Here is a 12,953-nt window from a genome sequence, read left to right on the forward strand (position 1 = left end):
TTACTTATTCATTACTTTAAACATTTCCGGTACTGAATTCAGATCAATATCCCACATAATTGGAAGCAGGAAATAAATGGTCAGTGTGATGAATACTACACCAAACAAATTCAGTGCAAATCCAGCCTTCATCATGTCCTTAATCTTAATATACCCTGATCCAAAAACTGCCGCATTTGGCGGTGTGGCTACTGGTAGCATGAATGCACAAGATGCTGCTACACCAGCAGCAATCATTAATGCGTATGGATGAACTCCTAGCGCTACAGCCAGCGATGCCATGATCGGGAACATCATAGAAGCAGTTGCAGTGTTTGAAGTAATTTCAGTTAAACCAAGAACAAGTGCTGCTACAAGGAAAATCAGGACGATAACACTTACGCCCTCAAGCCCCATAAGTTGTGTACCAATCCACTCAGATAAGCCCGTTCCTACAAAACCGGAAGCAATTGCAAGCCCTCCACCGAATAGTAGCAGAATGCCCCATGGTAACTTTACTGCTGTTTGCCAATCCATTAAGCGTTCTCCTTTACGGTTTGCAGAAGGCAACGCAAATAACACAAGCGCAAAAATAACAGCAATCATACCATCTGTTAAACCGTCGACAAATTTGCTCAGTAAAAATGTACGCGTAATCCAAGAAAATGCAGCTAATGCAAAGACTATGAATACAAGTTTCTCTTCGAATGATGCTTCTCCAAGATCTTTTTTCTGTTTATCAATAACAGCACGTCCACCAGGCATTGTTTTTAATTTTGATGGGAACGCAATTTTAACAAGGTAAATCCATGTCACAAAAATAAAAATCCATGCAAATGGTACACCAAACAGCATCCAACCAGCAAATGATAGTTCAATGCCATACATTTTATTAATCGCTCCAGCAAGCAATGTATTTGGCGGTGTACCGATTAATGTGGCGATTCCACCAAGTGAGGCAGAATATGCAATTCCGAGCATCAATGCTTTACCAAATGCAAAACGCTGTGGAGATGTATCAATCGACGGGTCATTTTTTAATCCGTCTGCAACTTGGTTGATGATGGCAAGTCCAATTGGAATCATCATCATCGCTGTAGCGGTATTAGAAATCCACATCGATAAAAATCCTGTTGCAATCATAAATCCTAGAACAATTCGGTCCATATTTGTACCGACCATTGAAATAATTGAAATTGCTATACGTCTATGTAAGTTCCATTTCTCCATTGCAAGAGCGATGATAAATCCACCCATGAACAGGAAAATCGTTTCATCCCCATAAGAAGATGCTGTCACCTTCATATCCAAGCTATTCGTTAATGGAAACAATACGAGCGGCAATAACGATGTTGCCGGAATCGGAATCGCTTCCGTAATCCACCATGTCGCAATCCAAATAGTACTTGCCAATACTCCCCTTGCTTCTGTTGAGAGACCTTCTGGCTGGAAGAACAATAATGTTAAAACAAAAAGCAGTGGACCTAAAAATAGACCAATCATCTGCGCTGTTGTATAACTGCGAGGCGTATATCCACCACCATTACCTGAGTTTTCGTTACCAGACTTTCCGGTAACACCCTTTGATACGACCTTTGAAGAATTTGGTTTTATGAAAAAAGTAAACATGTCTTTTACTTGATCATGCATTTCCCATAACCGATTCCAAGTTGTTGAAAACAATTCCTTACCCCCTAAAATTTGATTATAACTAGCCTTATACCCATTTTTGATGCTAGATTGTTATTACCTTTTACATTTTTACTTAGGTTAAGAAAAAAAGCAATAGTATTTAAAATATTTCGATTTAAGTATACAAATGAATATTAAGAGGAAAATATACAAAAAATCCCACTATTTAATCGATTTAAATAGTATTTTTATACATGAAGCATTGTTATATAACACTTTAATATTATATTAAAAAAGTAAATATTAATAGCAAAACAAATAAATTTACTCTCTATAAGAAAATATTTATTTCTTTCAAAATTAGAAACTCGCATGAAATGCCTAAAAAAGAACGGACTCCCTTAATAGGAATTCCGTTCTTCTATCCAGAAATTAACGTGCATTCGCTCTTTTAAAACCATCATAGACAGATATTACAGCACTTACGATGAAAATGATAATAGCACTGCCAACCACCCATATACTAAATTGCGTCCTCGTCATCGTAAATAATTCCATCATATAAGTTACAAAATGATCGTTCATTATATCAGGATTGATTACAATTACTACAAAGACAACAGTTGACAATAATTGGAGAACCGCATTCCATATTGCCATTCCTTTTGTCCATTGTTGTTTTAGTAATTTATAAAGTGCAAAGGAAATCTCCAGTCCAATGATTAAAATAACTAGCGGCAAATATTGGAGTAAAACTTCTTGATTCAGCGCAATCATAACGAACTGGAGTCGGGTCCCATCACCTTCATATACCCCTATAAGCTGGTTGGCATAAAAATAAAGAGTTGCCCAAATAGCTGTCCACAATAAACTTCCAAAAACCTCAAACTTTGAGATCGCCCTTTTTTTAGGTATATAGGGGACATTTTTTAAATCATCTGCTGTCCATTTTTGCATGCTTGCAGTTAGCGGTTGCTGTTCTTTATCTTTATCAACCCTTTCAATAATCGCAAACGTTAAAGTTGCCCAGAAAAAAACTTGGATTGCAGCATTAAATATCGACCAGATGCTTTCTCCAAAAATAGATAACACACTCATTAAAATTGCTTCTTCACCATTATAACTAACAATATATTTCGTAATAACCGTAATCAGAGTAATGATAACGGCAATAGGGACAATCATTTTAAGCAATGAGACATATACATCAAAATAACGAGGACCAATCAGATGCATCGGCTCATCTTTATAACCATTCGCCAGGACGGCAGGATTGCCCAACTGATTAATAACCTGTTTTGCATCCTCCTCACTATATTGTTCCGGCAACATGTCCTCGATCGTTGAACGTAACTCCAGTGCAATATCCGTACGCATTTTTTCAGGCAATCTCCGAGTGACTTCTTGAATATATACATCAATGATCCTCATTTTCTTCATCCCCTCTTAATAAAGCATATAGTTCCTTAGAATTATCAATCCATTCCTTTTTTAGTTGCAGAAATATTTCCGTACCATATTCGCTCAACACATAGTATTTTCGCGGTCTGCTTTCAGAAGTATCCCAGCTGCTCGTAACAAGTTCCTGCTTTTCTAGTCGGCGTAGCAACGGATACAGAGTACTTTGATCAATTGAAATACCAGCACCTTCTAATAGCTGAACCAATGAATAGCCATACTGCGGAGTTCTTAATTGACTTAAAACAGCTAAAGTCAATGTCCCTCTTCTAAGCTCTGTCGTTAAGGAATTTAGTAAATTACTCATATATACACCTCAAATCATTATAATGTATGTCATACAGTATTATTCTTATACTATGTATCATACAGTATTAACGTGAAGAAAATCCATTATAACTTCAGATAAAAAAATAAAACCAATGAATCCTTAAAAGAATCCACAGGTTTTAAATAAGCAACCGGAGATAAGTTTGTATCCACTTTATAGCTGCTTACAAAAACGGTGAAAAATAGGCTTGATTCCATTTACCGGAATCAAGCCTATTATTATTCTTCTTTATTCAACTCAAAGCTATTAAGCAATGAACGTACTTCATCCGTAGATTTTGTATTCATCAACTGGTTTCTCAGTTCACCGGCACCTCGGAAGCCTTTTACATAAATTTTGAAAAAGCGGTGAAGACCTGACATTGAACGTGGCAGTTCTTCCGCATACTTGTCCTGTAGATCAAGCTGCAGTTTTAGAAGGTCAAGGTACTCTTCTGGACTGTGCTCCTTTGGAACCTTTTCAAAAGCAAACGGATTTTTAAAAATACCGCGTCCTATCATTACCCCGTCAATTCCGTACTTTTCTGCAAGTTCTAAACCAACTTGACGGTCCGGAATATCGCCGTTAATTGTTAACAGTGTATTTGGCGCAATTTCATCTCGCAACGCTTTAATTTCCGGAATAAGCTCCCAATGTGCATCAACAGCACTCATTTCTTTTCGTGTACGTAAATGAATAGAAAGATTTGCAATATCCTGTTTTAAAATATGTGTGAGCCACTCTTTCCACTCATCTATTTCTTTATAACCTAGTCGTGTTTTCACGCTGACCGGCAGACCACCTGCTTTAGCAGCTTCGATTAGCTCTGCTGCCACATCGGGACGTAAAATCAGACCGCTGCCTTTCCCTCTGCCTGCAACATTCGGTACTGGGCATCCCATATTAATATCAATTCCCTTGAAGCCCAATTCTGCCATACCAATGCTCATCTTGCGGAAATTGTCGGGATTGTCTCCCCATATATGTGCAACAATCGGCTGTTCGTCTTCTGTAAATGTTAAGCGACCACGGACACTTTTAATTCCATCAGGGTGACAGTAACTTTCTGAATTAGTAAACTCGGTAAAAAATACATCTGGTCTTCCTGCTTCAGCCACTACATGCCGAAAAACTAAATCTGTCACATCTTCCATCGGCGCGAGTACAAAAAATGGTTTCGGTAGCTCCTGCCAAAAATTCTCTTTCATATGTTAAGTTCAATTCCTCTCATTACAAACAATCATCTCTTACTTTTAAATTTCCTCTAACAATATTAGCGTAAATAGTGCAGAAAAGTAAAAGCAGATGATTTAAAAAGCTGTCTTTTAATAAATAGATTGATTTTTTGCTTCATTAACCAATTAGCAGTTTCTGTTTTATTTTTTTAAGTGTTCCTAAAATACTCATCGCTGCTAAATAACTCGTTTTAGGATTTGCAGGTAGCGGATTATTCTTAATTGTAAATGTTGCTTCCCCAAAATCCCCTGTCATTTCAACTTGGTGAATGTTTTTATCAATTTTCGGATCTGCCACTAATGTTACACTCGTTTCGTCAAATCCAATTCCAGCCAGCGCAAGCACAATCGATACATTCATATTTTTAGGGTAACGTCTGATCGCTTCTGTCGCACTCCCTTTAAATATCACTTTCTCTATCTCGATTGTTTCCTCAATTAATGAGCTCGCCGGTTTGCGTGTTGTTAGCGCAACGGATGTAACTGTACCAAGCACATGGGCGTTTTGCAGTAAATCCAATCCTCCGATTGCACCTGATGGCAAGTAAAGTCTTCGGTTGAATTCATTCGCTAAGGTGTTCAGCCCTGCCAACAGTTCCTCATCCACTAATGCACCAATACTAATTAAGACAACATCCCTTTTCCTGATTGCCGCCGGAAGTAATGTATGAACTGCTTCAATATTTGCAGCCTCCACAACAATATCAATTTCTGATTCTAAAAATGCATCTATTTCCGTGTACAGCTTTACTCCATAATTGGATTCAAGTAAATGATGCTTTCCCCTGTCCCTCACAAAAACATTTGTAATTCGCAAGTTTTCTTGCCTCTTTCCATTTATTTCTTCCAACAGGAAATGAGCAATTGCACCCGCGCCGATTAAACCGATTTTCATTGTGTACCTCCTTTAAATCATCTTCTATTTTCAATTGTACTCTTCTACAACCATATCATAATTTCAGCAATGCATTCTCCCATCCTTTAACAGAGGGTTTACTTCAAATATATAGATGAATTCGTTAGTATGAATATAAGGCAAGAAATTAGAGGAGGCATTCGTATGGAACTGACAGTTTATTTAGCAGGACAGATACATGATAATTGGCGTGAAGAAATCGCACAAAAGGCGAAGGTAAAAAATCTTCCACTCCAGTTTGTAGCACCACAGACAGACCACGATCGTTCAGACAATATTGGCGAGGAGATTTTAGGCATACAGCCTTCTGCATATTATAAGGACAATGCTGCTTCTGATATTAATAATTTCCGTACACAGGTATTAATGCAGAAAGCAGATATCGTCATTGCATTATTCGGTGAAAAGTATAAACAATGGAATACCGCAATGGATGTAAGTACAGCGATTGCATTGAATAAACCGACAATCATCATCCGTCCCGAGTCATTAATTCACCCTTTAAAAGAGTTATCCAACAAAGCAAATGTGACAGTGGAAACTGTTGATCAGGCAATTGAAGTAATCCGTTATATATTTGATTAAAGCACCAGTTAAAACTAAAAAAGAACGAACTCCCTTTGGAATTCGTTCTTTTTTATAAGTATCTATATAATTAAATACGCTTCAAGGCACCATTAGGCTGTGGTAATTCTTGCGCTGTTATTTCATTCATTTTACAGAAATGTGTAAAGAATTGTTGAGCAAGCTCTTTTTCCTGAGGGTCTGTTTTCAAGGAAACAATATCACGTAAAATTTGAGCCATCCATACATTATCAAAATAACGATGCTTACCTGTATTCCACGTCATTTTATGAGTGAACTTCTCATTTACGTAATAGTTCCAGAACAGCATTTGCTCAGCTTCTTGTTCTGTCAGTTGAATTCTGTACTTTGAATGTGCCGGAATATATCCATCTTCACTCAATTTCCCGATAAAATTCTCTTCTACCATATACACACCTAAAATGCGTCGTTCCTTTTCAGGCGAATTTTCATCCACTGCCGTTAACAACACTGCACTGTTCAGGTGCAGACGAATTGGTTTTACAGGCTTCCCTTTATTTACACCGCTCTTCGTTAATCCCGAAAAAACCTTCCAATCTGAAAAAGCTGTTTGCTGTTCTTCAGTGTCACACCAGAAAACCAATTGTGATTCTGGATGAAGTTTAAAGTTTTTCATATGTTTTTCATGAATTAATCGTTGTTCCTGGTTTTTACGCTGGAGTTTTAATTTCTCTTCTTTTTGCCATTCTTCTTCTCTTCGCTCAAGTTCTTTTTTCTGAATGATTTTTTCTAGCGTTTGCACATCATCTTTATCGTGAAGTACTAAATGCTTTCCAAATACATCAGGGAAAACAAACTTTTTACTTTCCGATGCGAAATGTATTTCAATGCTTGATTCATTCTGTTTAACGATACTACCCATTCCGAAATGCTTATGTGTAACTTTTTTATTGATTAGATTCATTATTTAAATCCTCCTTGTAAAATAAAAACACAGTTACGTTCAATCGTCAGCCAATAATTAACTCTAGTTTAGAGCTTAGACAACTGTTAAAATTTTTGCTCTCGTGAATAAAAAAAGTACATAAATACGTATCCTTAATAATGAATTCAAAAAGAACAAAGAATACATAATACGCACCGAAAACAATTGTAAGACTATTATAACATTTTTTTATAGAAATTACAAAAATTTTATTGACATATTATTTTACGTTAGGTTAAAATGAAATTTTGCTCTAAGTCAACTAAAATATTTATCCCTTAAAATTATAGTAGGCATCTGGTTCGGACGTGTAAAAACGCGTTTTAACCGGATGCTTTTTTATTTATTAAATAGATGAATACAGCATTTACTTAACGCTTCCTTTCAAAAATTCACATATTACGAAGCACTTTAAAACCTGTCCTTACATATGTTGCGTATATACAAACATACAAAGTGCTACCTTGTTTTAGTTCAAGCCTACATTTGCATATAAGTAAGTAATTGGCTGGACGATGATCATGAAACTTAAGGAGTGGATGAATGGGTGCAATTAATGGTGAAAATTATATTAACCGATTAAATGCGTTAAATAATGAAATATGGTTGGACGGTGAAAAGTTAGAAGGGTTGATATCTGAACACCCTGTTTTTAAAGGACTTATTCAGACGAAAGCATCCCTTTATGATTTACAGCACAATCCTAAAATAAAAGATGAAATGACCTTCGTATCCCCCCTTACCGGAGAACGTGTCGGCCTTTCTTATTTGATGCCCAAAACGAAAGAGGATTTAATAAAAAGGCGAAAAATGATGGAACATTGGGCTAGACATACACATGGCATTTTAGGAAGAAGTCCCGATTACTTGAACTCTGTTTTAATGGGCTTCACCTCCTCTGCTGCAATGCTTGAAGGCCAGGAAAAATGCTACCCGGAAAACCTTCTGGCATTTTTTGAAATTGTAAGGGAAAATGATTTATCGCTTACCCATACGTTTATTACCCCTCAAGTAAATCGTTCTCAAAGTTATATTGAAAACACGAACGAACCTATTTCAGCAAGGGTTATCGCCGAGACTGAAGAAGGCATCATCATAAAAGGCGCACGTCTTTTAGCAACACAAGGCGGATTAACAGATGAAGTATTTGTATTTAATGTTGGTAAGCTTGTATTTGGTGAAGATGAAACTTTTTCCTTTGCCGTCCCATCGAATACAGAAGGTTTAAAATTTATTTGCAGAGATTCTTTTATAGGCGGGGAGTCTGCATTTGATCATCCTTTAAGCTCAAAATATGAAGAAATGGATTCCATTGTCGTCTTTGACAATGTATTAGTACCATGGGAACGTGTCTTTTTTTACAACAATGTTGAGGTTGCCGAAAAATTTATTATGCAAAGTGGTTTTCATCATTTTGCCAAATCTCAAGTTTTAATTAGGCAGATTGTAAAAACAGAATTTATTTTAGGAATTGCCGAACTCCTCATCAATACGATTAAAGTTTATGAATATCAGCATATCCATGAAAAAATGTCAGAAATTATTGTTGGATTGGAAACGATGAAAGCACTATTGGAGAAATCGGAGAATGATGCAGCACTAGATGAATACGGCTATTTACGGCCTGCAATTTTACCATTGAAAGTTGCCGGTCATACGTTTTCGAAAATTTATGCCCGCCTCACCGAAATCATTCAGCTCATTGGTGCCAGCGGAATAATTACACTTCCAACTGAAAAGGCATTTCACTCTGCTATAAGAAGCGATTTAGATCAATATCTTCAAGCCGCAACTAAACCTGCTGAAGAACGGGTAAAAATATTCCGGTTAGCTTGGGATTTAACGATGAGTTCATTTGGAACTAGGCAAACTCAATATGAACGTTTCTTCTTTGGCGATCCCGTCCGGTTAGCAAGCGAATTATATTTCAATTATCCTAAAAAAGAATATGTAGAGGCTGTATGTAAATTTATAAATCTAAAATAATTAGAATAGTTGATGATCCTAGTAGGTAGGTACATTCATCACTCCTTCTTCAGTCATTAACTAAAACGGGTTTATTGCATAAACTAAATAAGAATGATTATAAAAAGGATGATGAATAAAATGAAGTTGCGGAAATGTTGCGGAAATACCCATCCAAACGACAAACATGCAGATTACATTGAAAATGATGAAAGCAGTGACATGAATCGCTGGGAAAACGATGGCGGTAGCACTGCGGGTACTTTAAACCTCGTAACCTGTACGAAAAATTTCATATTCGCTAAAATATCACTTTTTATTAAAAGTGATATTTTAGCGTTGTACAAACCCATTTAGAGTTGTGATCCAAAAATTCAATTACAGTCCGCCCTTTTGGTCAATATTTGATTAATACCCCCTCTACTTACAGTGGGACTTGTATATAGCTTATCTGTGATAAAACGATAATTCTTGTTATACTTTCCCTTTCGTAGGTATTAATAGATTCAGTTAAAATTAGAAAGTCCTGTTTAACCGCTTCCAATGTTCCTGTAATCAGGTCTTCTCCCACTGCTACTGTAATTTCCCTTTTTAAAAACATCTCCAGCTGCGTATTCAATAATTTGCGGCTCATTACACCACCTCCTCTTTAATAAGCTACATTTTCAATACTGGTTAATGGAATGTATAGAAAATGCGTGTTCATTCTAAGTGTTATAAAGTCCAAGTCCACTTCTACTAAAATACCGGTTACCTTTGAATATTCCGTTGTAACTGTAAGGTTTGACCCTTTCAAAGAATTAAGAAATGCACGCAGTTGCCCCATATTGCACCCCCCTTTATGTTGGTATGTTAAATGATATGTTTACTGCAGAAACTTCTCTGGGTAAAGATTCAATTTTCCATAATTCCCAATAAAATATAAGCATGTCGCACAGTTGGTATTAAATAAGGTTCATATCATAATTGGGAGGTGATAACTATGAAGGAAAGGAAGGAAGGATTAGTGAGTGTTGTAATTCCATGCTATAATGCAGCGCAATTTATAGAAGATTGCCTAGATGGACTGAAGTGTCAAAAACACGATAAAATTGAAGTAATAATTGTTAATGACGCTTCTACTGACAACACACTAGACGTAGTTGAAAAGTGGCTGGAAAATTCAAATCCCCACTTTCAAACTATTATATGTAATCTTCCTGTGAATACAGGGTTTGCCGGTGCTCTTACTGTCGGCTATTTTATGAGCTCGGGCGAATATATTGCAGTAAATGATGCCGATGATATTTCGCACCCGTTACGTTTATATAAACAGGTAAACTTTCTCCTGGAAAATCCAGACTATGATTTAATTGGAGCAAACTACAAAGTATTTTATAACGCAGATTCAATAGAAGATGGACAAAAATCTAATTGGTTGCAATACGGAGATTCTATACAAGAATGTTATGCGGCTGGAGGTCATTGTGTCTGTCACGGAACGATTTTATTTCGCGGAAAGGTTTTTGACATGATAGGTGGTCCCACACGAAGGATTAACGGTGCAGAAGATTATGAATTTATCGTAAAATTTCTGAATGCAAAATTAAAGATAGATAATCTTACAGATGTTCTCTATTACTATCGAAATCATGATCAGCAACGCTCCAAGACGTTTTATGGAGGCGAGAAGAGTGACTGAAAAAAGGATTTTGCTTGCCGTTGATGCCTTCTATATCGGCGGAACTGAAACTCATGTATTAAGTTTGGCAAAAGAACTTATTAAAAATAATATCTTTGTGGCAATCGTTGCTAATAAAACAGGTAATTTAGTCAATTCATATGAGGCATTGAATTGTCCCATATATCATATTGAATTTCCAAAATCGATTACTTTGGAAGAAACCTATGAGACGGAATTGATAAAACAAATTGAACTAATTATTGAAACAGAAAAAATATCCCATGTTCATATTCATCAAACTTCATCTGGCTACTTGGCTGGAAAGGCAGCAAAAAACAGAGACATTCCTACAATTATAACAATACATGGGACGTATTATCCAAATCATGAGATAGAGGAACTTCTCAAATTATCAGATGTAGTCATCTGTGTAAGCCCTCCATTATGTGACTATGTAAAAACATTCGGTGTAGAACATCCTTTCTTAGTACCAAATGGAATCAACTTAGAAGACTATCCCATAGATCTGGCTGAAAGAGATATAAGAAACGAATTGAAAATACCGGAAGATGCCACCATTCTTCTGTATGCAAGTAGAATTACATGGGCTAAGGCGCATGTTTGTTCCATTTTTTTAAGAGCTTGCAAGGACTTAAAAGTAGGTGAAATTCCTAACCTTCATGTCATAGTGGTAGGCGATGGAAACAAGTTGGATGAAATTACATCTTTGGCTCGAACAATTGAGGGAATTTGCGGTGAGGCTTTTATCCATATAGTAGGAGAACAAAATAATATGCACCCCTATTATTCAATTGCAGATTGTGTAGTTGGCACGGGGCGAGTAGCATTAGAGGCGATGGCTTCGGAAAAGCAAGTGGTTGCAGTAGGGAACCATGGTTATTTCGGTATTGTGGATACTAACAATTTTCAAGAAGCATGGAGTCATTATTTTGGAGATCACGGTTCAAAGGCTGTTTGCAATAGACATCAATTAAGTGATGATCTAAAAAAAATTTTAAGAGATACAGAGCAGCTCAGACATAATGGAATAAAAGCCAGAGAGATTATCGAGGAAATGTTTAACATTCAGACGATTGTAAAAAAGATTTTAAAAATCTACTCTCAACAAACGAAAATAAGGTGGGATGGAATAAGAAATATATTATATATAGGCTGGATCGGCTTTAATAATTTGGGTGATGAACTATTGTGGAATATGTTTAAAGATACATGTGCCAAATATTTAGACGTGGGAAAATTCACAATTAAGCCATCACTACCAGGTACTGATTTAAAAAATCTTGATGAATTTGATATGGTTGTATTAGGTGGAGGCTCCCTCTTCTTGCCCGGCTATCTTCAAATTCTCCAAGACGCCATTCATAGAGGAAAATCAGTACTCATTTGGGGCGCAGGAATAGATTGGATTGAAGAACCAACGTTAGGCTTACTGTTAAATGATCAATTGACTTCCTTAAACCCAAGCTTTACACAAAAAGATGTGGATGTACTAGAAGAGGTTTTAGAACATGCGCTTTTTGTAGGGGTCAGAGGTCCCTTAACTAAAAAGGCCATTGAACTTATGGTGGGCAATGAGATATCTGCAAAAGTAAAAGTGATTGGCGATCCTGCCTTACTATTGCAAAATGCACATTTATTGCAAACTCCAGAAAAAGAAAAAATAATCGGCATCAATTGGGGAACAACATTTAATCGTTTATACGGCGCAAATGAAGAATCAGTAGAAGAACAGTTGGTTGAAACGGCGAAGAGATTAATTAACAAAGGATATAAAATATTGATTTACACAGTGTGGAATGACGATATCCTACATTGCGAAAGACTTTACAATAAAATTAATGATCCGGACAATGTAGTACTAGACAAAAACCTTTATACCGAACAGCAATTGATCACTCAATTATCAAGGTGTAAAGCAACGATTAACTTCAAGCTATATGCCAACATTCTATCTCTGATAGCAAATGTCCCCTCTATCCCATTAGGCTATCGGTTTAAAGTATTTGATTTCGCTGCATTATTAGGGTTACCGCACTTAGTCGTTTCTACAAGTTCTCAACAATTAACAGATGACCTGTTAGAACGCGTCATAATGATTGAAAAAAACGAATTAGAGCCAGTAAAACAATATAACACAATCCAACAAAAATATATTTCTCTTTTGGAATCACCCTTCACAAAAAAATAATATGAACTTTTCAATTCATTTAAATTCCATTTAAATAAGACTCCTACCTCCAACA

At 36.4% G+C, this 12,953-nt stretch carries 12 protein-coding genes; 4 read left to right on the plus strand and 8 right to left on the minus strand.

Features of this window, described 5'->3' with window-relative positions; genetic code table 11:
- From MHB58_RS17845 to nadX, 5 genes are all read right to left on the minus strand, one after another.
- Positions 1-1,662: an SLC13 family permease gene (locus tag MHB58_RS17845; RefSeq protein ID WP_340735752.1), complete on the minus strand. Its 1,662-nt coding sequence runs from the start codon at positions 1,660-1,662 to the stop codon at positions 1-3.
- Between the two features lie 381 nt (positions 1,663-2,043).
- Positions 2,044-3,042, minus strand: a complete 999-nt coding sequence (locus MHB58_RS17850; protein ID WP_340735753.1) for an HAAS signaling domain-containing protein — start codon at positions 3,040-3,042, stop codon at positions 2,044-2,046.
- Positions 3,029-3,376: a PadR family transcriptional regulator gene (locus MHB58_RS17855; protein ID WP_014822657.1), complete on the minus strand. Its 348-nt coding sequence runs from the start codon at positions 3,374-3,376 to the stop codon at positions 3,029-3,031. The genes MHB58_RS17850 and MHB58_RS17855 overlap by 14 nt, the downstream gene beginning before the upstream one ends.
- A gap of 242 nt (positions 3,377-3,618) precedes the next feature.
- Positions 3,619-4,587 (minus strand): tRNA dihydrouridine synthase, encoded by a 969-nt coding sequence (locus MHB58_RS17860; protein WP_065217608.1) that lies wholly within the window; start codon positions 4,585-4,587, stop codon positions 3,619-3,621.
- Positions 4,588-4,732: 145 nt separating this feature from the next.
- On the minus strand, positions 4,733-5,509 hold the full coding sequence (nadX, locus tag MHB58_RS17865; RefSeq protein WP_340735754.1) for an aspartate dehydrogenase: 777 nt from the start codon (positions 5,507-5,509) through the stop codon (positions 4,733-4,735).
- A gap of 165 nt (positions 5,510-5,674) precedes the next feature.
- Here nadX and MHB58_RS17870 point away from each other — a divergent pair, with 165 nt between their 5' ends.
- Complete coding sequence (locus tag MHB58_RS17870; RefSeq protein WP_065217610.1) at positions 5,675-6,115, plus strand: YtoQ family protein; 441 nt, start codon at positions 5,675-5,677, stop codon at positions 6,113-6,115.
- A gap of 70 nt (positions 6,116-6,185) precedes the next feature.
- Here the strand turns inward: MHB58_RS17870 and MHB58_RS17875 are convergent, their stop codons facing one another.
- Positions 6,186-7,040 carry a hypothetical protein gene (locus tag MHB58_RS17875; protein WP_008405590.1) on the minus strand — a complete coding sequence of 285 codons (855 nt, stop codon included), beginning with the start codon at positions 7,038-7,040 and terminating at the stop codon, positions 6,186-6,188.
- Positions 7,041-7,604: 564 nt separating this feature from the next.
- Here MHB58_RS17875 and hpaB point away from each other — a divergent pair.
- Positions 7,605-9,047 carry a 4-hydroxyphenylacetate 3-monooxygenase, oxygenase component gene (gene hpaB / locus MHB58_RS17880; protein ID WP_014822653.1) on the plus strand — a complete coding sequence of 481 codons (1,443 nt, stop codon included), beginning with the start codon at positions 7,605-7,607 and terminating at the stop codon, positions 9,045-9,047.
- Positions 9,048-9,450: 403 nt separating this feature from the next.
- Here hpaB and MHB58_RS17885 read toward each other — a convergent pair whose 3' ends face one another.
- Positions 9,451-9,660 carry a hypothetical protein gene (locus tag MHB58_RS17885; protein WP_008405583.1) on the minus strand — a complete coding sequence of 70 codons (210 nt, stop codon included), beginning with the start codon at positions 9,658-9,660 and terminating at the stop codon, positions 9,451-9,453.
- Positions 9,661-9,675: 15 nt separating this feature from the next.
- Positions 9,676-9,852, minus strand: a complete 177-nt coding sequence (locus MHB58_RS17890; RefSeq protein ID WP_008405580.1) for a DUF2642 domain-containing protein — start codon at positions 9,850-9,852, stop codon at positions 9,676-9,678.
- A gap of 156 nt (positions 9,853-10,008) precedes the next feature.
- Here MHB58_RS17890 and MHB58_RS17895 point away from each other — a divergent pair, with 156 nt between their 5' ends.
- Complete coding sequence (locus MHB58_RS17895; protein ID WP_014822651.1) at positions 10,009-10,707, plus strand: glycosyltransferase family 2 protein; 699 nt, start codon at positions 10,009-10,011, stop codon at positions 10,705-10,707.
- Positions 10,700-12,898, plus strand: coding sequence for a polysaccharide pyruvyl transferase family protein (locus MHB58_RS17900; protein ID WP_340735755.1), 2,199 nt, complete (start codon positions 10,700-10,702; stop codon positions 12,896-12,898). The genes MHB58_RS17895 and MHB58_RS17900 overlap by 8 nt, the downstream gene beginning before the upstream one ends.
- Positions 12,899-12,953 lie beyond the last annotated feature (55 nt).

Source organism: Solibacillus sp. FSL K6-1554, from assembly GCF_038005185.1.
Lineage (GTDB): Bacteria > Bacillota > Bacilli > Bacillales_A > Planococcaceae > Solibacillus > Solibacillus silvestris.

What these genes read in the sequence shown, in the direction of transcription:
- nadX (WP_340735754.1), bottom strand. Translation starts at nt 5,509, where the DNA reads ATGAAAATCGGTTTAATCGGCGCGGGTGCAATTGCTCATTTCCTGTTG.
- MHB58_RS17850 (WP_340735753.1), bottom strand. Translation starts at nt 3,042, where the DNA reads ATGAGGATCATTGATGTATATATTCAAGAAGTCACTCGGAGATTGCCT.
- MHB58_RS17890 (WP_008405580.1), bottom strand. Translation starts at nt 9,852, where the DNA reads ATGGGGCAACTGCGTGCATTTCTTAATTCTTTGAAAGGGTCAAACCTT.
- MHB58_RS17855 (WP_014822657.1), bottom strand. Translation starts at nt 3,376, where the DNA reads ATGAGTAATTTACTAAATTCCTTAACGACAGAGCTTAGAAGAGGGACA.
- hpaB (WP_014822653.1), top strand. Translation starts at nt 7,605, where the DNA reads ATGGGTGCAATTAATGGTGAAAATTATATTAACCGATTAAATGCGTTA.
- MHB58_RS17895 (WP_014822651.1), top strand. Translation starts at nt 10,009, where the DNA reads ATGAAGGAAAGGAAGGAAGGATTAGTGAGTGTTGTAATTCCATGCTAT.
- MHB58_RS17875 (WP_008405590.1), bottom strand. Translation starts at nt 7,040, where the DNA reads ATGAATCTAATCAATAAAAAAGTTACACATAAGCATTTCGGAATGGGT.
- MHB58_RS17870 (WP_065217610.1), top strand. Translation starts at nt 5,675, where the DNA reads ATGGAACTGACAGTTTATTTAGCAGGACAGATACATGATAATTGGCGT.
- MHB58_RS17885 (WP_008405583.1), bottom strand. Translation starts at nt 9,660, where the DNA reads ATGAGCCGCAAATTATTGAATACGCAGCTGGAGATGTTTTTAAAAAGG.
- MHB58_RS17860 (WP_065217608.1), bottom strand. Translation starts at nt 4,587, where the DNA reads ATGAAAGAGAATTTTTGGCAGGAGCTACCGAAACCATTTTTTGTACTC.